This window comes from Pseudomonas sp. VS40 (assembly GCF_018587885.1).
In the GTDB taxonomy this organism is placed as follows: domain Bacteria; phylum Pseudomonadota; class Gammaproteobacteria; order Pseudomonadales; family Pseudomonadaceae; genus Aquipseudomonas; species Aquipseudomonas pergaminensis.
On sequence record NZ_JAGYWD010000001.1, the window covers coordinates 554828 to 578338 of the forward strand.

Annotated in this window: 21 protein-coding genes; 13 read left to right on the plus strand and 8 right to left on the minus strand. The window is 59.2% G+C overall.

What is annotated here, in order from left to right; translation table 11 throughout:
• The first annotated feature begins 87 nt into the window (after nucleotides 1-87).
• Both mutS and fdxA read left to right on the plus strand, forming a co-directional pair.
• On the plus strand, nucleotides 88-2679 hold the full coding sequence (gene mutS / locus KHP07_RS02585) for a DNA mismatch repair protein MutS (protein ID WP_078047127.1): 2592 nt from the start codon (nucleotides 88-90) through the stop codon (nucleotides 2677-2679).
• 142 nt (nucleotides 2680-2821) lie between these two features.
• A complete protein-coding gene (fdxA, locus tag KHP07_RS02590; protein WP_003208688.1) occupies nucleotides 2822-3145 on the plus strand; it encodes a ferredoxin FdxA in 324 nt (107 codons plus the stop codon).
• A gap of 492 nt (nucleotides 3146-3637) precedes the next feature.
• Here fdxA and apbC read toward each other — a convergent pair whose 3' ends face one another.
• Nucleotides 3638-4732, minus strand: a complete 1095-nt coding sequence (apbC, locus tag KHP07_RS02595; RefSeq protein ID WP_078047125.1) for an iron-sulfur cluster carrier protein ApbC — start codon at nucleotides 4730-4732, stop codon at nucleotides 3638-3640.
• A gap of 172 nt (nucleotides 4733-4904) precedes the next feature.
• Here apbC and metG point away from each other — a divergent pair, with 172 nt between their 5' ends.
• The 4 genes from metG to KHP07_RS02615 all read left to right on the plus strand — a co-directional run bounded on the left by metG (nucleotide 4905) and on the right by KHP07_RS02615 (nucleotide 9325).
• On the plus strand, nucleotides 4905-6956 hold the full coding sequence (metG, locus tag KHP07_RS02600) for a methionine--tRNA ligase (protein WP_078047124.1): 2052 nt from the start codon (nucleotides 4905-4907) through the stop codon (nucleotides 6954-6956).
• A gap of 150 nt (nucleotides 6957-7106) precedes the next feature.
• Nucleotides 7107-8270, plus strand: a complete 1164-nt coding sequence (gene rsxB / locus KHP07_RS02605; RefSeq protein WP_214496552.1) for an electron transport complex subunit RsxB — start codon at nucleotides 7107-7109, stop codon at nucleotides 8268-8270.
• A gap of 126 nt (nucleotides 8271-8396) precedes the next feature.
• On the plus strand, nucleotides 8397-9035 hold the full coding sequence (gene nth / locus KHP07_RS02610) for an endonuclease III (RefSeq protein WP_099494176.1): 639 nt from the start codon (nucleotides 8397-8399) through the stop codon (nucleotides 9033-9035).
• Nucleotides 9036-9142: 107 nt separating this feature from the next.
• Nucleotides 9143-9325 (plus strand): PA3496 family putative envelope integrity protein, encoded by a 183-nt coding sequence (locus KHP07_RS02615; RefSeq protein ID WP_099494175.1) that lies wholly within the window; start codon nucleotides 9143-9145, stop codon nucleotides 9323-9325.
• Nucleotides 9326-9409: 84 nt separating this feature from the next.
• Here KHP07_RS02615 and KHP07_RS02620 read toward each other — a convergent pair whose 3' ends face one another.
• The 3 genes from KHP07_RS02620 to KHP07_RS02630 form a co-directional block, all read right to left on the minus strand.
• Entirely contained in the window at nucleotides 9410-10042 is a 633-nt protein-coding gene (locus KHP07_RS02620) for a response regulator transcription factor (protein WP_078047120.1), read from the minus strand.
• A gap of 623 nt (nucleotides 10043-10665) precedes the next feature.
• Complete coding sequence (locus KHP07_RS02625) at nucleotides 10666-11883, minus strand: argininosuccinate synthase (protein ID WP_010212738.1); 1218 nt, start codon at nucleotides 11881-11883, stop codon at nucleotides 10666-10668.
• 129 nt (nucleotides 11884-12012) lie between these two features.
• Nucleotides 12013-12921, minus strand: coding sequence for a flagellar protein MotY (locus KHP07_RS02630; protein WP_078047119.1), 909 nt, complete (start codon nucleotides 12919-12921; stop codon nucleotides 12013-12015).
• 156 nt (nucleotides 12922-13077) lie between these two features.
• On the opposite strand from KHP07_RS02630, the gene pyrC reads away from it, so the two are divergent.
• Both pyrC and rnt read left to right on the plus strand, forming a co-directional pair.
• Nucleotides 13078-14124, plus strand: a complete 1047-nt coding sequence (pyrC, locus tag KHP07_RS02635; protein WP_034102409.1) for a dihydroorotase — start codon at nucleotides 13078-13080, stop codon at nucleotides 14122-14124.
• The gene (rnt, locus tag KHP07_RS02640; protein ID WP_010564138.1) at nucleotides 14121-14792 is read left to right on the plus strand and encodes a ribonuclease T; all 672 of its coding nucleotides are present in this window, start codon (nucleotides 14121-14123) and stop codon (nucleotides 14790-14792) included. Before pyrC ends, rnt begins: the two co-directional genes overlap by 4 nt.
• A 100-nt stretch (nucleotides 14793-14892) precedes the next feature.
• Here the strand turns inward: rnt and KHP07_RS02645 are convergent, their stop codons facing one another.
• Nucleotides 14893-15495, minus strand: a complete 603-nt coding sequence (locus KHP07_RS02645) for a peroxiredoxin (RefSeq protein ID WP_003172097.1) — start codon at nucleotides 15493-15495, stop codon at nucleotides 14893-14895.
• Nucleotides 15496-15739: 244 nt separating this feature from the next.
• On the opposite strand from KHP07_RS02645, the gene KHP07_RS02650 reads away from it, so the two are divergent.
• Nucleotides 15740-15958, plus strand: coding sequence for a bacterioferritin-associated ferredoxin (locus tag KHP07_RS02650; RefSeq protein ID WP_078047118.1), 219 nt, complete (start codon nucleotides 15740-15742; stop codon nucleotides 15956-15958).
• 201 nt (nucleotides 15959-16159) lie between these two features.
• Nucleotides 16160-16630: a bacterioferritin gene (gene bfr, locus KHP07_RS02655; protein WP_010212744.1), complete on the plus strand. Its 471-nt coding sequence runs from the start codon at nucleotides 16160-16162 to the stop codon at nucleotides 16628-16630.
• 102 nt (nucleotides 16631-16732) lie between these two features.
• Here bfr and grxD read toward each other — a convergent pair whose 3' ends face one another.
• Together grxD and KHP07_RS02665 are read right to left on the minus strand one after the other, a co-directional pair.
• Entirely contained in the window at nucleotides 16733-17071 is a 339-nt protein-coding gene (gene grxD, locus KHP07_RS02660; RefSeq protein ID WP_065906770.1) for a Grx4 family monothiol glutaredoxin, read from the minus strand.
• 77 nt (nucleotides 17072-17148) lie between these two features.
• Entirely contained in the window at nucleotides 17149-19257 is a 2109-nt protein-coding gene (locus tag KHP07_RS02665; RefSeq protein WP_078047117.1) for a molybdopterin oxidoreductase family protein, read from the minus strand.
• A gap of 434 nt (nucleotides 19258-19691) precedes the next feature.
• Between KHP07_RS02665 and argF the strand changes: the two genes are divergently transcribed.
• Both argF and KHP07_RS02675 read left to right on the plus strand, forming a co-directional pair.
• Entirely contained in the window at nucleotides 19692-20612 is a 921-nt protein-coding gene (gene argF, locus KHP07_RS02670; protein ID WP_034102406.1) for an ornithine carbamoyltransferase, read from the plus strand.
• Nucleotides 20609-21718, plus strand: coding sequence for an ABC transporter ATP-binding protein (locus KHP07_RS02675; RefSeq protein WP_078047115.1), 1110 nt, complete (start codon nucleotides 20609-20611; stop codon nucleotides 21716-21718). Before argF ends, KHP07_RS02675 begins: the two co-directional genes overlap by 4 nt.
• Nucleotides 21719-21851: 133 nt before the next feature.
• On the opposite strand, the gene ybaK is transcribed toward KHP07_RS02675, so the two are convergent.
• Complete coding sequence (ybaK, locus tag KHP07_RS02680) at nucleotides 21852-22322, minus strand: Cys-tRNA(Pro) deacylase (protein ID WP_214496553.1); 471 nt, start codon at nucleotides 22320-22322, stop codon at nucleotides 21852-21854.
• A gap of 328 nt (nucleotides 22323-22650) precedes the next feature.
• On the opposite strand from ybaK, the gene KHP07_RS02685 reads away from it, so the two are divergent.
• Nucleotides 22651-23508 (plus strand): MIP/aquaporin family protein, encoded by an 858-nt coding sequence (locus KHP07_RS02685; RefSeq protein WP_012722481.1) that lies wholly within the window; start codon nucleotides 22651-22653, stop codon nucleotides 23506-23508.
• Nucleotides 23509-23511 lie beyond the last annotated feature (3 nt).

Here is a 23511-nt window from a genome sequence, read left to right on the forward strand (position 1 = left end):
CATGTTAACCTTGCGCCCATCGCAAAATCGCAGGGCGGAATGCCCCACATTTGCCCCACTCCTTTCAACGAATTTGCCTACGACCCAATGAGTAAAAACACGTCCGATCTGTCCTCCCACACCCCGATGATGCAGCAGTACTGGCGCCTCAAGAACCAGCACCCTGATCAGTTGATGTTCTACCGCATGGGCGACTTCTACGAGATCTTCTACGAAGACGCGAAGAAGGCCGCCAAGCTGCTGGACATCACCCTGACCGCGCGCGGGCAATCGGCGGGGCAGTCGATTCCGATGTGTGGGATTCCTTACCATTCGTTGGAGGGTTACCTGGTCAAGCTGGTGAAGCTGGGCGAGTCGGTGGTGATCTGTGAGCAGATCGGCGACCCGGCGACCAGCAAGGGGCCGGTTGAACGCCAGGTGGTGCGAATTATTACGCCGGGAACGGTGAGTGATGAGGCGCTGCTGGATGAGCGTCGCGATAACCTGATTGCCGCCGTGTTGGGCGATGAGCGCCTGTTCGGGTTGTCGGTGCTGGATATCACCAGTGGCAACTTCACGGTGCTGGAGATCAAGGGCTGGGAGAACCTGCTGGCGGAGCTGGAGCGCATCAATCCGGTGGAGTTGTTGATCCCGGATGATTGGCCGAAGGATCTGCCGGCAGAAAAACGCCGTGGGGCCAAGCGCCGTGCACCGTGGGATTTCGAGCGTGATTCGGCGCTGAAAAGTCTGTGCCAGCAGTTCTCCGTGCAGGACCTCAAAGGCTTTGGGTGCGAAACCCTGACCCTGGCCATCGGCGCCGCCGGTTGCCTGCTTGGCTATGCCAAGGAAACCCAGCGCACCGCCCTGCCGCACTTGCGCAGCCTGCGTCATGAGCGTCTGGACGATACCGTGGTGCTCGATGGCGCCAGCCGTCGCAACCTGGAGTTGGATACCAACCTGGCCGGTGGTCGCGATAACACCTTGCAATCGGTGGTCGATCGTTGCCAGACCGCCATGGGCAGCCGCCTGCTGACCCGCTGGCTGAACCGTCCGCTGCGCGACCTGGCTGTGCTGCAAGCGCGGCAGTCTTCAATTACCTGTCTGCTGGATGGCTATCGCTTTGAAAAGCTGCAGCCACAGTTGAAGGAAATCGGCGATATCGAGCGCATCCTGGCGCGGATCGGCCTGCGTAACGCACGACCCCGTGACCTGGCGCGCCTGCGCGATGCCCTCGGTGCCCTGCCGCAACTGCAGGTGGCGATGACCGAGCTGGATACGCCGCACCTGCAACAGCTTGCAACTACAGCCGGGACTTACCCGGAACTGGCAGCCTTGCTGGAAAAAGCCATCATCGACAACCCGCCGGCGATCATCCGTGACGGGGGCGTACTCAAGACCGGCTACGACAGCGAACTGGACGAGCTGCAATCCCTGAGCGAAAACGCCGGGCAGTTCCTGATCGATCTGGAAGCTCGCGAAAAAGCCCGCACCGGCCTGGCCAACTTGAAGGTCGGCTACAACCGCGTGCATGGCTACTTTATTGAGTTGCCGAGCAAACAGGCGGAGTCGGCGCCGATCGATTATCAGCGCCGCCAGACCCTCAAAGGTGCCGAGCGCTTTATCACCCCGGAACTGAAAGAGTTCGAAGACAAGGCACTGTCGGCCAAGAGCCGCGCCCTGGCTCGGGAAAAGATGCTCTATGAAAACCTGCTTGAAGACCTGATCAGCCAGTTGGCGCCGCTGCAGGACACCGCCGCCGCCCTGGCCGAACTGGACGTGCTGAGCAACCTGGCCGAACGTGCGCTGAACCTTGACCTGAACTGCCCGCGCTTTGTCAGCGAACCGTGCATGCGCATCGTGCAAGGTCGTCACCCGGTTGTAGAACAGGTGCTGACCACGCCGTTCGTTGCCAACGACCTGTCCCTGGACGACGATACCCGCATGCTGGTCATCACCGGTCCGAACATGGGTGGTAAATCCACTTACATGCGCCAGACCGCGTTGATCGTACTGTTGGCGCATATTGGCAGCTTTGTGCCGGCGGCCAGTTGCGAGCTGTCCCTGGTGGACCGTATTTTCACCCGGATCGGTTCCAGCGATGACCTGGCGGGCGGCCGTTCGACCTTTATGGTGGAAATGAGCGAGACCGCCAATATCCTGCACAACGCCACCGAACGCAGCCTGGTGCTGATGGACGAAGTGGGGCGCGGTACCAGCACCTTCGACGGCCTGTCCCTGGCCTGGGCGGCGGCCGAGCGCCTGGCGCATCTGCGTGCCTATACCCTGTTTGCTACCCATTACTTCGAGTTGACGGTGTTGCCGGAAAGCGAGCCGCTGGTGGCCAACGTGCACCTGAACGCCACCGAGCACAACGAGCGCATCGTGTTCCTGCACCATGTGCTGCCAGGGCCGGCCAGCCAGAGTTACGGCCTGGCCGTGGCACAACTGGCCGGCGTGCCGAACGACGTGATCACTCGCGCCCGCGAACACCTCAGCCGCCTGGAAACCACAGCCTTGCCGCACGAAACCGCAGTGGCCAGCCCGAAGAAAACCAGCAGCAAAGCCAGTGCGCCGCACCAGAGCGATATGTTCGCCAGCTTGCCCCATCCGGTACTGGATGAGTTGGCTAAACTTGACCTTGACGACTTGACGCCTCGAAAAGCGCTCGAAATGTTATATGCACTTAAGACTCGGATATAACGCAGACGCGTGCAAGCTGGTAGACTCTCGCGCGGTTTGGGATGCTGCAGGCTATTAGCCTGGCCTGCAGACTATCGCTCCCGAACCTCGCGAGCCCTGCCACAAAGGGTTTCGCTGCCGCCGCCTGAGGAGAGAATTAGAAATGACCTTCGTCGTTACCGACAACTGCATCAAGTGCAAGTACACCGACTGCGTCGAAGTGTGTCCGGTGGACTGCTTCTACGAAGGCCCGAATTTCCTGGTTATCCACCCGGATGAGTGCATCGACTGCGCCCTCTGTGAACCTGAATGCCCGGCCGTCGCTATTTTCTCCGAGGATGAAGTCCCGGCAGAGATGCAGGAATTCATTCAGTTGAACGTCGAGCTGGCGGAAATCTGGCCGAATATCACTGAACGCAAAGACCCGATGCCAGATGCAGCGGAGTGGGATGGCAAAAAAGGTAAGATTGCAGACCTAGAACGCTGATAGCGTCGCCCCCCAAAAGGCCCCTTGCGGGCCTTTTTGCGTTTCTGGAAGGTGGGTTTCACTTTCCTGCAGGCAAAAAAAAGGGGCGGTTTGACCCGCCCACATTTTTTCCCTAGTCCCTGTATTCCTTTTCATCATCCTGATGAATCGCATCCTGCGACGTTCCTTCAACCATCGTTCCTTGATGGCTGTGTCAATCCGTGGACACAGGGCTGATCTTAGAGAGTTCCAAAGTAAGTTCAACAGGATCCAACCCGGCAACTGACAGCCTCCCGCACCCAAAACGATATAAATAATTGTTATTTTTCAATTAGATAGAGAATCCCCTAGGCAGTTTGAGACGCTCCGGGATGGAAAAAAAACCAAACACTTACGAGAAAGTAAGTAAATGCTTACACGAGCAATTGCGTAAAAGCGTAACAAGCACCCTTTCTCAATCGCCGGACAAGAAAAAGCCCCGACACTGTCGGGGCTCGATGACCTGCAATCGCCTCAGTCGTCGCTGACAGAAATAGTCGGCATTGCCGGGCTTGCAGCTTCCTGCAACACGATCCGTGCTCCCACATGGCGGGCCAGTTCCTGGTACACCATGGCGATTTGGCCATCAGGGTCTGCTGCCACGGTGGGCTTGCCACCGTCGGCCTGTTCGCGAATCACCATCGACAGCGGCAATGAGGCCAGCAGCTCAACGCCGTATTGGCTTGCCAGCTTCTCGCCACCGCCTTCGCCGAACAGATGCTCGGCATGGCCACAGTTGGAGCAGATGTGCACCGCCATGTTCTCCACGACGCCCAGCACCGGGATATTGACCTTGCGGAACATCTCCACACCTTTCTTCGCGTCGAGCAGCGCCAGGTCTTGAGGCGTGGTGACAATCACCGAACCGGCCACCGGGACTTTCTGTGCCAGGGTCAGCTGGATATCGCCGGTGCCTGGCGGCATGTCGATCACCAGGTAGTCCAGGTCGCCCCAGGCGGTCTGGGTGACCAGTTGCAGCAAGGCGCCGGAGACCATCGGCCCACGCCAGACCATCGGCGTGTTGTCGTCAGTGAGGAAGGCCATGGACATCACTTCCACGCCCAGGGACTCGATCGGTACGAACCACTTCTGGTCCTTGACCTTTGGCCGCGTGCCTTCGGCGATGCCGAACATCACACCTTGGCTCGGCCCGTAGATATCCGCATCGAGAATGCCCACCCGCGCGCCTTCGCGGGCCAACGCCAGGGCCAGGTTGGCCGCCGTGGTGGATTTACCCACGCCGCCCTTACCGGAGGCCACGGCCACCACGTTCTTGACGTTGGCCAGGCCAGGGATCTGCGCCTGGGCCTTGTGTGGCGCGATCACGCATTGGATGTCGACCTTGGCCGAGGCCACGCCGTCGAGGCCTTCGATAGCCATTTGCAGCATCTGCGCCCAACCCTTTTTGAACAGGCCGGCGGCGTAGCCCAACTCCAGCTGGACCGACACCTGGTCACCCTGGACCTCGATGGCGCGAACACAGCCGGCGCTGACCGGGTCCTGGTTCAAATAAGGGTCGGTGTACTGGCGAAGAACGGCTTCCACCGCTGCGCGATTGACGGCGCTCATGGGCTACTCCCGAAAAAAGACTGACTGAAACAGGCGGCTATCCTAACCGTTCCAGCGCCTCAACGGCATGCTTTCGAAGGTTGGGAAGATTCTGAAACAGCGCCACGGGGTGAAATATATTTCCCGGCGCTTTATAGTGGCCGACCTCCGTTTCATCAAGTAGCCGAGCCCCATGTCCGAGCCACGCAAGATCCTCGTCACCAGCGCCCTGCCCTATGCCAATGGTTCCATCCATCTTGGCCATATGCTTGAGTACATCCAGACCGATATGTGGGTGCGCTTCCAGAAGCATCGCGGCAACCAATGCATTTATGTCTGCGCGGACGACGCCCACGGTTCGGCCATCATGTTGCGCGCCGAAAAGGAAGGCATCACTCCGGAACAACTGATCGCCAATGTGCAGGCTGAACACAGCGCCGACTTTGCCGAGTTCCTGGTGGATTTCGACAATTTCCACTCGACCCACTCCGTCGAAAACCGCGAGCTGTCGAGCCAGATCTACCTGCGCTTGAAGGATGCCGGGCACATCGACCAGCGTTCGGTCACCCAGTATTTCGACCCGGAAAAGAAAATGTTCCTGGCCGACCGCTTCATCAAGGGCACTTGCCCAAAATGCGGCACTGAAGACCAGTACGGCGACAACTGCGAAAAATGTGGTGCAACCTACGCACCGACTGACTTGAAGGATCCGAAGTCGGCAATCTCTGGCGCCACCCCGGTGCTCAAGGATTCCCAGCACTTCTTCTTCAAGCTCCCGGATTTCCAGCAAATGCTGCAAACCTGGACGCGCAGCGGCACCCTGCAGGACGCCGTGGCCAACAAACTCTCCGAATGGCTCGACAGTGGCCTGCAGCAGTGGGACATCTCCCGCGATGCGCCTTACTTCGGCTTCGAGATCCCGGGCGAGCCGGGCAAGTACTTCTACGTGTGGCTGGATGCGCCGATCGGTTACATGGCCAGCTTCAAGAACCTGTGCGACCGTACGCCGGAGCTGGACTTCGACGCGTTCTGGGGCAAGGATTCCACCGCCGAGCTGTACCACTTCATCGGCAAGGACATCGTCAATTTCCACGCCCTGTTCTGGCCGGCGATGCTCGAAGGTTCAGGCTACCGCAAGCCGACCGGCATTGCGGTGCACGGCTACCTGACGGTCAATGGCCAGAAGATGTCCAAGTCCCGTGGCACCTTTATCAAGGCGCGCACCTACCTGGACCACCTGTCGCCGGAATACCTGCGTTACTACTACGCATCCAAGCTTGGCCGTGGCGTCGACGATTTGGACCTGAACCTGGAAGACTTCGTACAGAAGGTCAACTCGGACCTGGTCGGCAAGGTCGTCAACATCGCCAGCCGATGCGCCGGGTTTATCCACAAGGGCAACGCCGGTGTATTGGTGGCCGAGAACGCCGCACCAGAGCTGACCGACGCGTTCCTGGCCGCTGCGCCGAGCATCGCCGACGCCTATGAAGCCCGTGACTTTGCCCGCGCCATGCGCGAGATCATGGGCCTGGCCGACCGTGCCAACGCCTGGATCGCCGACAAGGCGCCGTGGTCGCTGAACAAGCAGGAAGGCAAGCAGGCGGAAGTCCAGGCGATCTGCGCCACGGGCGTCAACCTGTTCCGCCAACTGGTGATCTTCCTCAAGCCGGTGCTGCCACTGCTGGCTGCCGACGCCGAGGCATTCCTCAACGTTGCGCCGCTGACCTGGAACGACCACGCCACCCTGCTCAGCAACCATCAACTGAACGAATTCAAGCCGTTGATGACCCGCATCGATCCGGTGAAAGTCCAGGCCATGACCGACGCTTCGAAAGAAGACCTGGTCGCCAGCCAGACCGACACCGGCGAATCGGCTCCGGCCGGTAACGGCGAGCTGGCCAAGGATCCGATTTCTGCTGAAATCGACTTCGACGCCTTTGCTGCCGTGGACCTGCGTGTCGCGCTGATCGTCAAGGCCGAAGCCGTGGAAGGTGCCGACAAGCTGCTGCGCCTGACCCTGGACCTCGGTGGCGAACAACGCAATGTGTTCTCCGGGATCAAGAGCGCTTATCCAGACCCATCCAAGCTCGATGGTCGCCTGACCATGATGATCGCCAACCTCAAGCCTCGGAAAATGAAGTTCGGCATATCCGAAGGCATGGTGATGGCGGCGGGTCCTGGTGGCGAAGAGATCTACCTGTTGAGCCCTGACAGCGGTGCCAAGCCGGGTCAACGCATCAAGTAAGCCTATGGGCCTGTGGCGAGTAAATTAGGCCTGTTGTAGGAGCCCGGCTTGCCGGCAATGGCGACCTCAGGGACGCCATTGCCGGCAAGCCGCGCTCCTACAAATCCATTACGAGCCTGTTCGCTTAATCGGCATACCCATGATCACAGCATGAACCTCATTCAACGTATCGACGCGCTGCTGCCGCAGACCCAATGCGGCAAGTGCGGGCACCCGGGTTGCAAGCCTTACGCCGAGGGCATCGCGCGCGGCGAGGCCATCAACAAGTGTCCGCCCGGCGGGCAGGAAACCATTGCCGGCCTTGCAGCCTTGCTGCGCGTGCCGGTGCTGGACCTGGACAGCAGCCGCGGCGAGGCGCCCGCCCAGGTAGCCTACATTCGCGAGGCCGAGTGCATCGGCTGCACCAAGTGCATCCAGGCTTGCCCGGTGGACGCCATCGTCGGCGCCGCCAAATTGATGCACACCGTCATCATTGATGAGTGCACCGGTTGCGACCTGTGCGTTGCGCCCTGCCCTGTCGATTGCATTGAAATGCACCCCGCGACCGGCGTGCTGCCGATGGTAGGTGGCCTGGCAGCCAATGATCATGAGCATCATGAGCGCGGCTTGAAGCGCGACCGGGCGCGGCGGCGTTTTGAGCAGCGCAACGCGCGCCTGCAACGGGAAGAAGCACACAAACTCGCCGAACGCCTGGCACGGGCCAAGCGCTCGGCGCCCGCAGCCCCCATGCCCGCCGATGCGACTCAGGTGGCCCAGGATGCGGCGGTCAAAAAGGCTAAAATCACGGTCGCCATGAGCCGTGCCCAACTGCACAAGTCGTTGAAGGCGTTCGGCCACCCACCGACCTTCGAGCAGCAATCGCAGTTGATCATCCTGCAACAGCAGTTCGAAGCGGCTGAGCAGGCACTCACCGCCTTGGAAGCCGCCGCTCCAACAACCTCGCCGCCGCCAAAAGACCCCGCACTCAAACGCGCGAAGATCCAATTGGCCATGCGACGTGCCGAGCTGAAAAAAGCCCAGGACCTGAACGCTGACGAGCAGCAACTGGCAACCTTGAGCGCTGCGCTGTCCAGCGCGGAGCAAGCCTTGCACAACGCCGAGGCAGACAGTGAGCAGCCCAGGCCCGATTTGCAGCGGGTGGAAAAACGCCCGATAGACGCACAACTGCGCCAGCTGAAAACCGCCCTGGCGTACGCCCGAGCCGATGTCAGCAAGCTGCAACGGCAGCCGGGGGCGAGCGCGGATCAACTGATCGCCGCGCAGCTCAGGCTCGAAGAAGCGCAACGCCAGGTGGACGTCTACGTCGACGCTTGATCCACCGCAAGCGCTGCCGGGCACCCTGGCGATGGTTTATCCTGCTCAGACGATTGCTCGCAGAACCCAAAGCCTGGATCCACCTTTCACATTTATGCCGACCGCCTGCAAGGAACCCACCGCCCGATGAATGCCGCTAAACGCCTGGAAATTTTCCGCAGGCTTCACGAAGACAATCCTGAACCGAAGACCGAACTGGCTTACACAACGCCGTTCGAGTTGCTGATTGCGGTGATCCTGTCGGCCCAATCCACCGACGTCGGCGTCAACAAGGCTACCGCCAAGCTGTATCCCGTGGCGAATACGCCGGAGGCGATCCATGCCCTGGGTGTGGAAGGGTTGTCGGAATACATCAAGACCATCGGCCTGTACAACAGCAAGGCCAAGAATGTGATCGAGACCTGTCGCCTGCTGATGGAACTGCATGGCAGTGAAGTGCCACAAACCCGTGAAGCCCTGGAAGCCCTGCCGGGCGTTGGCCGTAAAACCGCCAACGTGGTACTCAACACTGCCTTCCGGCAACTGACCATGGCTGTGGACACCCACATTTTCCGGGTCAGCAACCGCACCGGCATTGCCCGCGGAAAGAACGTGGTGGAGGTGGAAAAGCAACTGATGAAGTTCGTGCCCAAGCCGTATCTGCTGGATTCCCACCACTGGCTGATCCTTCACGGACGCTATGTTTGCCAGGCCCGCAAGCCGCGCTGTGGCAGTTGTCGCATCGAAGACTTGTGCGAATACAAGGACAAGACGTCCGACGATTGAGGAATCATTGGTTTTCTCGATCAGCCGATTGAAAAAATCTTTTTTACCCAACCATGGATTATCGTTATAAGGAGCGCCAACGGCAGTCTTAGCCCGGAGTGAACCTTATGAGCACTGGCAAAGAACAACTGGAAGTGGAAGACGACCTCGTTGAGTCGGATGACGATGGGACAGAGGCACCTGTGGTTGAGGTCGCCAAGACTAATTTGAGCAAACGCCGCACCATCGACAATCTTCTGGAAGAACGACGCTTGCAACGACAACTGGCCGATTACGACTTCGATCTCTGATTGAGCGTCGACGGTCGGAAGCCTCCCTCACGGAGGCTTTTTTCTGCCGGTTACCCACGCCAACACGCGCTGCAGTGCCCTCCTCTATACCAAGCCGTTACGTTGGGCCAGCTCGATCAGGTCGACAAGGGAGCGGGCGTTGAGCTTGAGCAGCAAACGCGTCTTGTAGGTACTGACAGTCTTGTTACTGAGGAACATGCCGTCGGCAATTTCCTTGTTGGTCCTGCCCCTGGCCAACTGCTGCAATACCATCATTTCCCGGCCGGACAAGCGCTCGACCATATCGGCCTCGCTGGCATTGCCCATGGTGGAGCGTACCGAGTTAAGCGCCTGGTTCGGGAAGTAGCTGTAGCCTGACAAGACTGCCTTGATCGCACTCAGCAGCTCGGTCAGGTCCTGTTGCTTGCACACGTAGCCGGCAGCCCCTGCCTGCATGCAGCGCATGGAAAAATGGCCGGGAGCCTGGGACGTCAGCACCAGCACCTTGAACGGGTTGGCCTGCTTGGTAGAAGACAGCCGGCAGATAACTTCCAGCCCATCAAGTTTGGGAATCCCGATATCCAGTATGACAATGTCCGGCATATGCTCCCGTGCAAGTTGCAACGCATCGACGCCGTTATCGGTCTCGGCAACGACCTCATAACCATGACGCTCCATTAGCATACGCACAGCAAGACGAATGACGGGATGATCATCCACGATCAGCACTTTATTCATGAGAAAGTCCAATTTCGCTGTTCGAATTATTTAGAGCAAGCACAATAGCCTAGTCGTTTCCTAGTTGGCATAGCATTCCCCCCCAAGCAACAGCAAGCAGAGACCCACCCCACAGCGATAACGGAATTAGCCTACAAAAAAACGCCTTCTCGGAGGTTTCTGATTTTATGGATCCTTTCAGACCTTTCCGGTGGCTTACATATTTTGAGTGAAATATCCCTGGGATATGCGGGGTCAGGTAAACGTGCCGTACGTAACTGTCAGGAAATGCCCCTTGCCTATCGCTTGAGCGTAAGAAAACCGTCAAGAAAAATCTGTCTATTTTAGTTCCATTCAACATATTCACTTACACCCCTAATTCCTACAGAACTCTCAGCGTTTTATATATTCGCTGTACTTTCATGAGTGAATTTTCTGTAAGACTAGTTCCTATGCAGATGTAAGAATTTCATTCTCCCTACATCCTTTAAACAAAAATTCATTCAAAACCATTGAAAAGGAAAGGGACTTAGAAAAACATCAACGCACGTTTAAAAAAATAAACCCCACAACCCACCACAAAATCCACGGCCAAAAAAAATGGCCCCTTGAACAAGGGGCCATTCTTTATAGTGCGCCGAGACTTAGAACAACGAGCGACCTTTGTTGGCCGCAATGCGCATGCGCAGTGCATTCAACTTGATAAAGCCCGCTGCGTCCGCCTGGTTGTAGGCGCCGCCGTCTTCTTCGAAGGTGGCGATGTTGGCGTCGAACAGCGATTCATCGGACTTGCGACCGGTAACGATCACGTTGCCCTTGTACAGCTTCAGGCGCACAACGCCGTTCACGTGAACCTGGGATGCGTCGATCATCTGTTGCAGCATCAGACGCTCAGGGCTCCACCAGTAGCCGGTGTAGATCAGGCTGGCGTACTTGGGCATCAGCTCGTCTTTGAGGTGAGCCACTTCGCGGTCCAGGGTGATGGACTCAATGGCGCGGTGGGCGCGCAGCATGATGGTGCCGCCTGGGGTTTCGTAGCAGCCACGGGACTTCATGCCCACGTAACGGTTCTCGACGATGTCGAGACGGCCGATACCGTGTTCGCCACCGATACGGTTCAGGGTCGCCAGCACGGTGGCCGGGGTCATTTCGACGCCGTCCAATGCGACGATGTCGCCGTTGCGGTAGGTCAGTTCCAGGTATTGCGGCTTATCGGGAGCGTTCTCCGGGGAGACGGTCCACTTCCACATGTCTTCTTCGTGCTCGGTCCAGGTGTCTTCCAGCACGCCGCCTTCATAGGAGATGTGCAGCAGGTTGGCATCCATCGAGTACGGGGACTTCTTCTTGCCGTGACGCTCGATCGGGATCGCGTGCTTTTCAGCGTAATCCATCAGCTTTTCACGGGACAGCAGGTCCCATTCACGCCACGGGGCAATCACTTTCACGCCTGGCTTGAGTGCATAGGCACCCAGTTCGAAACGCACTTGGTCGTTGCCCTTGCCGGTCGCGCCATGGGAAATGGCGTCGGCGCCGGTTTCGTTGGCGATTTCGATCAGGCGCTTGGCGATCAGCGGACGTGCGATGGAGGTACCCAGCAGGTACTCGCCTTCGTAGACGGTGTTGGCGCGAAACATCGGGAAAACGAAATCGCGGACGAACTCTTCGCGCAGGTCGTCAATGTAGATCTCTTTCACGCCCATGGCTTGCGCCTTGGCACGTGCAGGTTCGACCTCTTCGCCCTGACCCAGGTCAGCGGTGAAGGTCACCACTTCACAGTTATAAGTATCCTGCAGCCACTTGAGGATCACCGAAGTGTCCAGGCCGCCGGAATACGCGAGAACGACCTTGTTTACGTCGGCCATGCCATCACTCCACGGGGTTGTACGGAAAGGCGTCGATTCTACCGACCAAAACCGCGAATTTACAGGGGCGCGACAGCAAATGAAGATAAAGCGACAGATTATGTCGAGCGGGCGACCGATGGTCGCCCCTTATGAGGTGTGCGCAGGGTTGCTCGGGCCGGTGGCCGTGGGGGCCGGTTTCTCGGGGGGAGCCACGCGCTCAAGCTGAATATTCACGCGACGATTGCGTGCCCGGTTGGCCGCATTGGTGTTCGGCGCCAGTGGGTAGCTTTCGCCATGGAAACGCAGGGTGATCTGCGATTCCTGGATACCGTTGGCCTTGAAGTAGTCCATGACTGCCAGGCCACGGCGGCGCGAGACGTCGCGGTTGGTCAAGCGGTTGCCGCTGTTGTCCGAATGGCCGTTCAACTCGATGTGGTTGACGGTGGGATCGGCTTTCATGAACGCGAGGATCACGTCGAGCTTCTTCTTGGCCGCCGCGTCCAGCTCGATACCACCGCCGGGGAAACCGACCTCGGTCTGCTTGACCTGGTCGTAATTCATCGGCAACAGCTTGGTGGTGCACAGCTGATAGTCGTTAAAGGCCTTGTTGAATTTCACCGGCAACAGGCGAATTTCCGAGTAGCCGCCCTCACGCCCGTAGTGGCGAACAGTCGGGCTGCGCCCTTCCAGAAGCCCCGTGAACAGGCGCCCGGCCTGGGCCTGGGAGCTGTTGAACAAGACGTCGCCGCTGCCGGCACGCACGGCGCCAAGGTTGATATCACCGCGCCCCGGCTGCCAAGGCGCAGCGGCGGCCAGCAAGGTCGCCGAGCCTGCGCCCAGCGAGCCATTATAGGCTTTCAGACGAAACGTCGCCTGCTCACCGGCCCGGCGCACGAACTCACCCGAGCCGAAGTCGGTGATCGGCTGGGTCAGGCGGCACTCGAACTGGTCGCCTTCTACCTTCCACTCAATATTCTCCAGACGTGTCTGGAACGTGAGGGCCATCGCAGGCAGGCTGGCGAACACACTGAGCAGGGCTAGATAATGCTGGCGCACGGGAGGCTCCACTGGTTTCTACAACACTTCAAAGCGTCATACATCGATAAGGCATACAAAAGGCTATCGGTTGCATCCTGCAAAACTTGATAGCGGGTGCCTGCAAGAGTCTTTTCCGGTAGCATTCCCACCAGATTGACCCGCCTGGAATCCCCAATGTCCGACCGCCTGACCCTGCTGCGTCCCGACGACTGGCATATTCATCTTCGCGATGGTGCTGCGTTACCCCACACCGTGGCCGATGTAGCGCGCACGTTTGGCCGCGCCATCATCATGCCTAACCTGGTACCTCCGGTGCGTAACGCCGAGCAAGCCGATGCCTACCGCCAGCGTATCCTCGCTGCTCGGCCGGCCGGCAGCCGCTTCGAACCGCTGATGGTGCTCTACCTCACCGACCGCACCCAGCCCGAAGAAATTCGCGAGGCCAAGGCCAGCGGCTTCGTGCACGCCGCCAAGCTGTACCCGGCCGGCGCGACCACCAACTCCGATTCCGGCGTGACCAGTATCGACAAGATCCTGCCGGCCATCGAAGCCATGGCGGAAGTCGGCATGCCGCTGTTGATCCACGGTGAAGTTACCCGTGGCGACGTGGACGTGTTCGATCGCGAGAAGATCTTCATCGACGAGCATATGCGCCGTGTGGTCGAGCTGTTCCCGACCCTCAAGGTGGTGTTCGAGCACATCACCACCGCCGATGCCGTGCAGTTCGTCACCGAGGCCTCGGCCAACGTCGGCGCGACCATCACCGCGCATCACCTGTTGTACAACCGCAACCACATGCTGGTGGGCGGGATCCGGCCGCACTTCTATTGCTTGCCGATCCTCAAGCGCAACACCCACCAGGTGGCCTTGCTGGATGCGGCGACCAGCGGCAATCCGAAGTTTTTCCTCGGCACCGACTCCGCGCCTCACGCCCAACACGCGAAAGAAGCCGCGTGCGGCTGTGCCGGCTGCTATACCGCATATGCCGCGATCGAGCTGTACGCCGAAGCATTCGAACAGCGCAATGCGCTGGACAAGCTCGAAGGGTTCGCCAGCCTCAATGGTCCGCGTTTCTACGGCCTGCCAGCGAATACCGACCGCATCACCCTGGTCCGTGAAGACTGGACCGCCCCTGCCAGCCTGCCGTTTGGCGAGCTGACTGTTATCCCGCTGCGCGCCGGTGAAACACTGCGCTGGCGCCTGCTGGAGGAAAGCAAGTGAGTGAAGACCATTACGATGACGAACACGAGCACAGTGGTGGCGGCTCCCGTCACCCGATGGCCGAGCGGTTCCGCGGCTATCTGCCGGTTGTCATCGACGTAGAAACCGGTGGTTTCAATTGCGCCACCGACGCGCTGCTGGAAATCGCTGCGACCACGATCGGCATGGATGAACAGGGCTTTGTGTTCCCGGAACACACCCACTTCTTCCGCGTCGAGCCGTTCGAAGGCGCCAACATCGAAGCGGCTGCCCTGGAGTTCACCGGGATCAAGCTAGACCACCCCCTGCGCATGGCGGTGAGTGAAGAAGCGGCGCTGACCGATATCTTCCGTGGCGTGCGCAAGGCGCTGAAGGCCAATGGCTGCAAGCGCGCGATCCTGGTCGGCCACAACAGCAGTTTCGATCTGGGCTTCCTGAACGCCGCCGTGGCGCGGTTGGATATGAAGCGCAATCCGTTTCACCCGTTCTCCAGCTTCGACACCGCAACCCTCGCTGGTCTGGCTTATGGCCAGACGGTGCTGGCGAAGGCCTGCCAGGCCGCCGGTATCGACTTTGACGGTCGTGAGGCTCACTCGGCCCGCTACGACACCGAGAAGACTGCCGAGCTGTTCTGCGGCATCGTCAACCGCTGGAAGCAGATGGGCGGCTGGGAAGACTTCAACGACTAACAGCGCTTTTGTGGTGAGCGGGCTTGCCACAGGCGCTTTTCCTGAGCACAAAAAAAACCGGCCCTTTCACAGGCCGGTTTTTTTGTACCTCGATTCTGGCTTACAGCTTGCCAGCGTTCTCGGTCAGGTAAGCCGCAACGCCTTCTGGCGAAGCGTTCATGCCTTTGTCGCCTTTTTTCCAGTTGGCAGGGCAGACTTCGCCGTGCTCTTCGTGGAATTGCAGGGCGTCGACCAGACGGATCAGCTCTTCCATGTTGCGACCCAGTGGCAGGTCGTTGATGATCTGGGAGCGAACCACGCCTTTGTCGTCGATCAGGAATGCGCCACGGAACGCCACGCCGCCTTCGGATTCAACGTCGTAGGCCTTGGCGATGTCGTGCTTCATGTCGGCAGCCATGGTGTATTTGACTTTGCCGATGCCGCCATCGTTGATGGCAGTGTTGCGCCAGGCGTTGTGGGTGAAATGGGAGTCGATGGAAACGGCTACCACTTCAACGTTGCGCGCCTTGAAATCGTCCATGCGGTGGTCCAGAGCGATCAGCTCCGAAGGGCAGACGAAGGTGAAGTCCAGCGGGTAGAAGAACACCAGGCCGTATTTGCCTTTGATGGCTTCAGACAGTTTGAAGCTGTCTACGATTTCGCCATTGCCGAGGACGGCTGGGACGTCGAAATCCGGGGCTTGTTTGCCGACGAGTACGCTCATTGGATATCTCCTGATGTAGGGGTGACGATTGAAGTAAAAGGACCGGCCTTGAGTCTGCCGTGTTTAGGCGACAGCCCTGTGACGCAGTCACGCTTCGTGAAGACCGACCATCATACACTGAAAAAACCGTTCGTCAGTGCGGGCGCGGTGCCAGCGAATACCCTACGAATCTACTTTGACAATCATTCTCGTTAACATTAAGATCCATCGCACTTAAGCCTTAAACCCGCGACGGTTCTCCCTTATGTATGTGTGCCTCTGTACTGGCGTCACCGACGGACAAATCCGCGAAGCAATCTATGAAGGTTGCTGCAGCTACAAGGAAGTGCGTGAAACCACCGGCGTTGCCAGCCAGTGCGGTAAATGTGCTTGCCTCGCCAAGCAAGTGGTACGGGAAACCCTGACGCAGCTGCAGACAGCCCAGTCCGCGCTCCCCTATTCAGCAGAATTTACACACGCCTGATTGGGCGTGTTTTAAAGAACCGGACTTAGTGTCCGGTTTTTTTATGCCCGCAATTCAATTAGTTAGCGTCAAGACGCGGAACACAAACATTCTTATTCCGATTAATTTTCATTTATTATTCAATAACTTAGGTTTGACACTAGGGAATTCGCCGCTCAAACTCCGCCCTATACACAGCGATTACAGGGCAGGACCCCAGTCATGAAAGGCGACATCTCAGTCATCCAGCAACTCAACAAAATCCTTGCCAATGAACTGGTCGCGATCAATCAGTACTTTCTGCATGCGCGCATGTATGACGATTGGGGCCTGGAAAAGCTGGGCAAGCGCGAATACAAAGAATCCATCAAGGCCATGAAAGACGCTGACGCGTTGATCAAGCGCATCCTGTTCCTGGAAGGTCTGCCGAACGTGCAGGACCTGGGCAAGCTGAACATCGGCGAGCACACCCAGGAAATGCTCGGCAGCGACCTGGGTTTCGAGCGCAAGAGCCACAGCGACCTCAAGGCCGCCATCGCTCACTGCGAGACCAAGGGCGACTTCGGCAGCCGTGAGCTGCTGGAAGACATCCTCGAAGACCAGGAAGAGCATATCGACTGGCTGGAAACCCAATTGGGCCTGATCGACAAGGTCAGCCTGGAAAACTACCTGCAATCGCAGATGGGCGAATAAGCCCTCAGCGCGCCGGTACAAAAAAGCCCCGCTCTCTCACGAGAAGCGGGGCTTTTTATTGACCGATGACGGGTAGGCGCCGGCTTGCCGGCGCCTACACAATTACGCGTCGGTCTTGGCTGCGGCGTTGGCCGCTGCTTCTTTGATCAGCGCCTGCAACGAACCATCAGCCGCCATCTCAACGATGATGTCGCTACCGCCGACCAGCTCACCGGCTACCCACAGCTGTGGGAATGTAGGCCAGTTGGCATACTTTGGCAGGTTGGCGCGGATTTCAGGGTTTTGCAGGATATCCACGTAAGCGAATTTCTCGCCACACGCCATGATGGCCTGGGACGCCTTCGCGGAGAAACCGCACTGAGGAGCGTTGGGCGCGCCCTTCATGTAAAGCAGAATGGTGTTGTTGGCAATCTGCTCTTTGATCGTTTCGATGATATCCATGGAACACCTCGGCTGGAACTTTGCGACTCACAGGTCGGCACGGTGGCGCATTGTAACGCAAAATTCCAGCCTGGTGCTCAGGCGGCTGCTACCTGCACCGGAACGCCATTCAACGCCGCATTGCCGGATAACTCATCCAACTGCCGCTCGTCGGTCAAGTCATTGGCACTCGCCCCCGGCTGTCCGCTGGCGATCGTCATCTGCACACCCGGTCGTCCATGGCCCCAACCGTGAGGCAGGCTGACCACGCCAGGCATCATGTCCAGGCTGGCGACCACTTCCACTTCGATCATGCCGATGCGCGAACTCACGCGCACACGCTGGCCATCATTCAGCTGCCGGCTGGCGAGGTCATCCGGGTGCATCAACAATTGATGGCGCGGCTTGCCTTTCACCAGCCGGTGATAGTTATGCATCCAGGAATTATTACTACGCACATGACGACGGCCGATGAGCAGCAGTTCGTCGGCCAGGGGCATCGGCTGCGCCGCAAAACGCGCCAGGTCGGCGAGGATCACTGCCGGTGCCGCTTGCACCTTGCCATCCGTGGTTTTCAGACGTGCGGCAAGGTTGGGCCGCAGCGGCCCGAGGTCCACGCCGTGGGGATGATCCGCCAGCATGGCCACGGATAACTTATGGCTGGAGGCATCACCGTACACCCCGGCGCGCAGGCCGAAATCGATCATGTGCGAAGGCGGCATCGTGGGCTTGAGCGTCGTGCCGGTCTGTGCGGCAAACGCCTGGGCCAGGCCGACGAAGATCTCCCAGTCATGCAGCGCGCCCACGGGCTTGGGCAGAATCGCCCGGTTAAACCGGGTGACATTACGCACCGCGAACATATTGAAGGTCGTGTCGTAGTGATCATTTTCCAGCGCCGACGTAGACGGCAGGATCAGGTCGGCATACCGCGTGGTCTCGTTGATATAGAGGTCGATGCTGACCATGAATTCCAGGCCATCCAGGGCTTGTTCCAGTTGCCGGCCGTTGGGCGTCGACAGCACCGGGTTGCCTGCCACTGTCACCAGGGCACGGATTTGCCCATCGCCTTCGGTGAGCATTTCTTCGGCCAACGCCGACACCGGCAGCTCGCCGCCGTATTCCGGGCGCCCGGAAACCCGGCTCTGCCAACGATTGAAATGCCCACCACCGGTCGATGCCACCAGATCCACCGCCGGTGTGGTGCACAGCGCCCCACCGACACGATCCAGATTGCCCGTCACCAGGTTGATCAATTGCACCAACCAATGGCACAGGGTGCCGAACGCCTGGGTCGAAACACCCATGCGCCCGTAACATACCGCTTTGTCGGCGGCGGCAAAGTCCCGCGCCAGTTGGCGGATCTGCTCGGCAGGCACTGCACACTGACGGCTCATGGCCTCGGCGGTGAAGCCGGCGATGGCACGGCGTACATCCTCAAGGCCTTCAACCGGCAGATGGCTGTCGCGGGTCAGGCCTTCGGTAAACAAGGTATTGAGTACGCCGAACAACAATGCCGCATCACCGCCTGGACGCACGAACAGATGCTGGTCGGCCATCGCCGCCGTCTCGCTACGCCGAGGGTCGACCACTACCACTTTGCCGCCCCGCGCCTGGATCGCCTTGAGACGCTTCTCCACATCGGGCACGGTCATGATGCTGCCGTTGGACGCCAGTGGGTTGCCGCCCAGGATCAGCATAAAGTCGGTGTGGTCGATGTCCGGGATAGGCAGCAACAGACCATGGCCGTACATGAGGTAACTGGTGAGGTGGTGGGGCAACTGGTCCACCGAGGTAGCGGAAAACCGATTGCGCGTCTTCAGTTGCCCAAGAAAGTAGTTGCTGTGGGTCATCAACCCATAGTTATGCACGCTGGGATTGCCCTGATACACCGCCACTGCATTCTGTCCGTGCCGCGCCTGAATGCCGGCCAACCGCTCGGCAACGCGTGCAAAGGCCTCGTCCCAGGCAATTGGCTGCCATTCGCTGCCCACCCGCAACATGGGCTGGTGCAGGCGGTCGGGATCATTCTGGATATCCTGCAGCGCCACGGCCTTGGGGCAGATATGCCCACGGCTGAAACTGTCTTGGGCGTCGCCCTTGATCGAGGTGATTGCCAGGCTGCCGTCGTCGGCCTGGGTGGTTTCGAGCGTCAAGCCGCAGATGGCTTCACACAGATGGCAGGCACGGTGGTGGAGAGTCTTGGTCATGGCCAGTCTCTTATCAGGGCTTTGATTCAACTATGGGCCGCTGAAGGCCAAGGCACCACCAACGTCAGTGCCGTGAATCGACAAGCATCAGGCCCGGCCATGGCTAAGCATGAGCAAATGTTTCAGAAACTTCGCACAGCCACGCTGAAACCGACTCAGCCTGGCCCGCAGCCGCCTCCGCGCATTGCAAAAGGTTGTGACGCCAGTGTACAAATGACCCGCTGCTGTCTGGTATTCGTCTTCAAAAGCGCTCCGGCGCCCTGCTTGAACACCCCTAAAAACCGTAGCCCTATTGGTAAGACGCGACATTTAATTATAAGATCGCGCCTTCCCCTATTTCGTCGCCCCGTGCGGCTTTCGCCGCAGGTCTCGCCCGTTGTCACAATAAACAAGGCTTTGAGTATCTGCGGTCTGTTGCAAAAAGGTAGTTAATGATGAGCGCAAGGCACTTTCTCTCCCTGATGGATTGCACGCCCGAAGAGCTGGTCAGCGTGATCCGTCGAGGCATTGAGCTTAAAGACCTGCGTAACCGCGGCGTACTGTTCGAGCCTTTGAAAAACCGCGTGCTCGGGATGATTTTCGAGAAGTCGTCGACCCGCACCCGCGTGTCCTTCGAAGCCGGCATGATCCAACTGGGTGGCCAGGCCATCTTCTTGTCCTCGCGCGACACCCAATTGGGCCGCGGCGAGCCAATCGCCGACAGCGCCATCGTCCTCTCGAGCATGCTTGATGCGGTGATGATCCGTACCTTTGCCCACAGCACCGTGACCGAATTTTCCGCCAACTCCCGCGTGCCGGTGATCAACGGCCTGTCCGATGACCTGCACCCGTGCCAGTTGCTGGCCGACATGCAAACGTTCCTCGAACACCGTGGCTCGATCCAGGGCAAGACCGTGGCCTGGATCGGCGACGGCAACAATATGTGCAACAGCTATATAGAAGCCGCCATCCAGTTCGACTTCCACCTACGCGTTGCCTGCCCGGAAGGCTACGAGCCGGACGCGCGCTTCCTGGCACAGGCCGGTGACCGTGTGACCCTCGTGCGCGACCCACGCGACGCCGTGATTGGCGCGCACCTGGTGAGCACCGACGTCTGGACCTCCATGGGCCAGGAAGACGAGACCACCCAGCGCCTGGCCCTGTTCGCGCCGTACCAAGTGAACCGCGCGCTGCTCGACCTGGCCGCGCCGGATGTGCTGTTCATGCACTGCCTGCCAGCCCACCGTGGTGAAGAGATCAGCCTCGACTTGCTCGACGACCCACGCTCGGTCGCCTGGGACCAGGCTGAAAACCGCCTGCACGCGCAAAAGGCGCTGCTCGAATTCCTCGTTCCGCCGTCGTACCACCACGCATGAGCCATTCATTACTGCTGAACCTGCGCAATCTGGCATGCGGCTATCAAGATCAACGGGTGGTGCAGAACCTCAATCTGCACCTCAACGCCGGCGACATCGGTTGCCTGCTGGGTTCTTCGGGCTGCGGCAAAACCACCACGCTGCGGGCGATTGCCGGGTTTGAGCCGGTGCACGAAGGTGAAATCAGCCTGGCGGGTGAAGTGATCTCCAGTGCCGGTTTCACACTGGCACCAGAGAAACGTCGTATCGGGATGGTGTTCCAGGACTACGCACTGTTTCCTCACTTGAGCGTGGCCGACAACATTGCCTTCGGTATTCGCAAGCATCCGCAGAAAGACCGCGTGGTGGCTGAGTTGCTGGAGCTGGTCAACCTGAAGAACCTGGGCAAGCGCTTTCCCCACGAGCTTTCCGGCGGCCAGCAACAACGCGTCGCCCTCGCCCGCGCGTTGGCGCCGGAGCCGGCCCTGTTGTTGCTGGATGAACCCTTTTCCAACCTCGATGGCGAGTTGCGGCGCAAGCTCAGCCATGAGGTGCGCGACATCCTCAAGGCACGCGGCACCAGTGCGATCCTGGTGACCCACGACCAGGAAGAAGCCTTTGCCGTCAGCGATCAGGTCGGCGTGTTCAAAGAGGGCCGGCTTGAACAGTGGGACACGCCCTACAACCTCTATCACGAACCGCAGACGCCCTACGTCGCCAGCTTTATCGGCCAGGGTTACTTCATCCGTGGCCAATTGAGTTCGCCGGAATCGGTCAGCACCGAGCTGGGTGAGTTGCGCGGCAACCGCGCCTACACCTGGCCCACCGGCGGCGCGGTGGACGTGCTACTGCGCCCGGACGACATCGTCTACGCCCCGGACAGCGGTTTGAAAGCGCGGATCGTCGGCAAGACCTTCCTCGGCGCGTCGACCTTGTATCGCCTGCAACTGCCGACCGGCGCGCAGTTGGAGTCGATTTTCCCGAGCCATGCCGACCATCAAGTCGGCGCGGATGTGGGGATCCGTGTGGCCGCCGAACACCTGGTGCTGTTCCAAGCCTCAGGCAGCACCGCCGCGCAGATTCCTCAAGTCGAATCCGGCGTGCGCCGCTACAGCCCCGCCAACTGAAGAAACCGGATCAACCTGTGGGAGCGGGCTTGCTCGCGAAAACGGAGTGTCAGTCGACCTATTGATTGACTGATACACCGCCTTCGCGAGCAAGCCCGCTCCCACACCTGGCTCATACACCTCTAAATGGACGTCAGGCGCGACCAATCGGCGCGAACTTGGCCTGGGTATGTTCAGCCAGCACAGCCGCCGGCAATTCAACTTCCAAGCCCCTTCTCCCCGCACTCACAAAGATCGTCGCAAATGGCTGCGCCGTCACATCGATAAACGTGCGCAACCGCTTCTTCTGCCCCAACGGACTGATGCCGCCCAACAGGTAACCGGTGGAACGTTGCGCGGCTGCCGGGTCGGCCATTTCGACTTTCTTGACGCCTGCCGCCTGCGCCAGGGCTTTCAGGTCCAGACTTCCGACGACCGGCACCACTGCCACCAATAATTCACCTTTCTCACTGCTGGCCAGTAAGGTCTTGAACACCCGCGCCGGGTCGAGGCCCAATTTCTCCGCGGCTTCCAGCCCATACGACGCCGCCTTGGGGTCATGTTCGTAACTGTGGATTCGATGTTCGGCGCGAACTTTTTTCAACAGGTCCAATGCGGGCGTCATGGCGGCTCCGAGGCGTGGCAAACAGATGGCCAATTCTAGGCCAAGCCCACATAAAACGCTCTAGTCCGCACTCTCTTGCGGTACACGCAAAATGTGCCGAGCGTGATCATTCACCAAACCAATAGTTTGAAAGTGACTGACAGTTCACTTTCGACCTTTGACAGCCGTCATTCTTGTCTATATTTTTTCGTTTCCGAATACTGTAGGAATAGACCCGCAGTATTGAAGCAGTAAGCCGCGACCGGGATGGGGATCCTTGCCACGGTGAAAATCGCGCAACAATCCGTTGAGGTTGTGCGCCAGACAAGAACAACAACTGAGGTTTTCCATGACAACTGCTCTTCAACAGCCTTCACTTTCGAGCCAATGCATGGCCGAGTTCCTGGGGACTGCGCTTCTGATCTTCTTCGGTACAGGATGTGTCGCTGCGCTCAAGGTCGCGGGTGCCAGCTTTGGCTTGTGGGAGATCAGTATCATCTGGGGGGTTGGCGTCAGCATGGCGATCTACCTGAGCGCCGGTATTTCCGGGGCCCACCTCAACCCGGCCGTCAGCATCGCGCTGTGTATTTTCGCTGACTTCGAAAAGCGCAAACTGCCCTTCTATATCCTCGCTCAGATCGCCGGCGCCTTCTGCTCGGCGGCCTTGGTGTACACGCTCTACAGCAATCTGTTTTTCGATTACGAACAAACCCACCATATGGTGCGCGGCTCCCAGGCCAGCCTGGAATTGGCGTCGGTGTTCTCCACCTATCCCCATGCGCTGCTGAGCACTGCCCAGGCGTTCCTGGTGGAAATGGTCATCACCGCCATCCTGATGGGCGTGATTATGGCCTTGACCGATGACAACAACGGCCTGCCCCGCGGCCCGTTGGCCCCGCTGCTGATTGGCCTGCTGATCGCCGTGATCGGCAGCGCAATGGGCCCACTGACTGGCTTTGCGATGAACCCGGCGCGGGATTTCGGGCCCAAGCTGATGACCTTTTTCGCTGGCTGGGGTGAAATGGCCTTTACGGGCGGCCGCGATATTCCTTACTTCCTGGTGCCGATTTTCGCGCCGATTGTGGGTGCATGCCTCGGTGCTGCGGCCTATCGCGGGCTGATTGCCCGCCATCTGCCGAGCGCCGCACCTGCTATAGCTGAAGAAACACCTGACACGGCTGTCAACGGCAAGACGCGTATTTCCTGATAG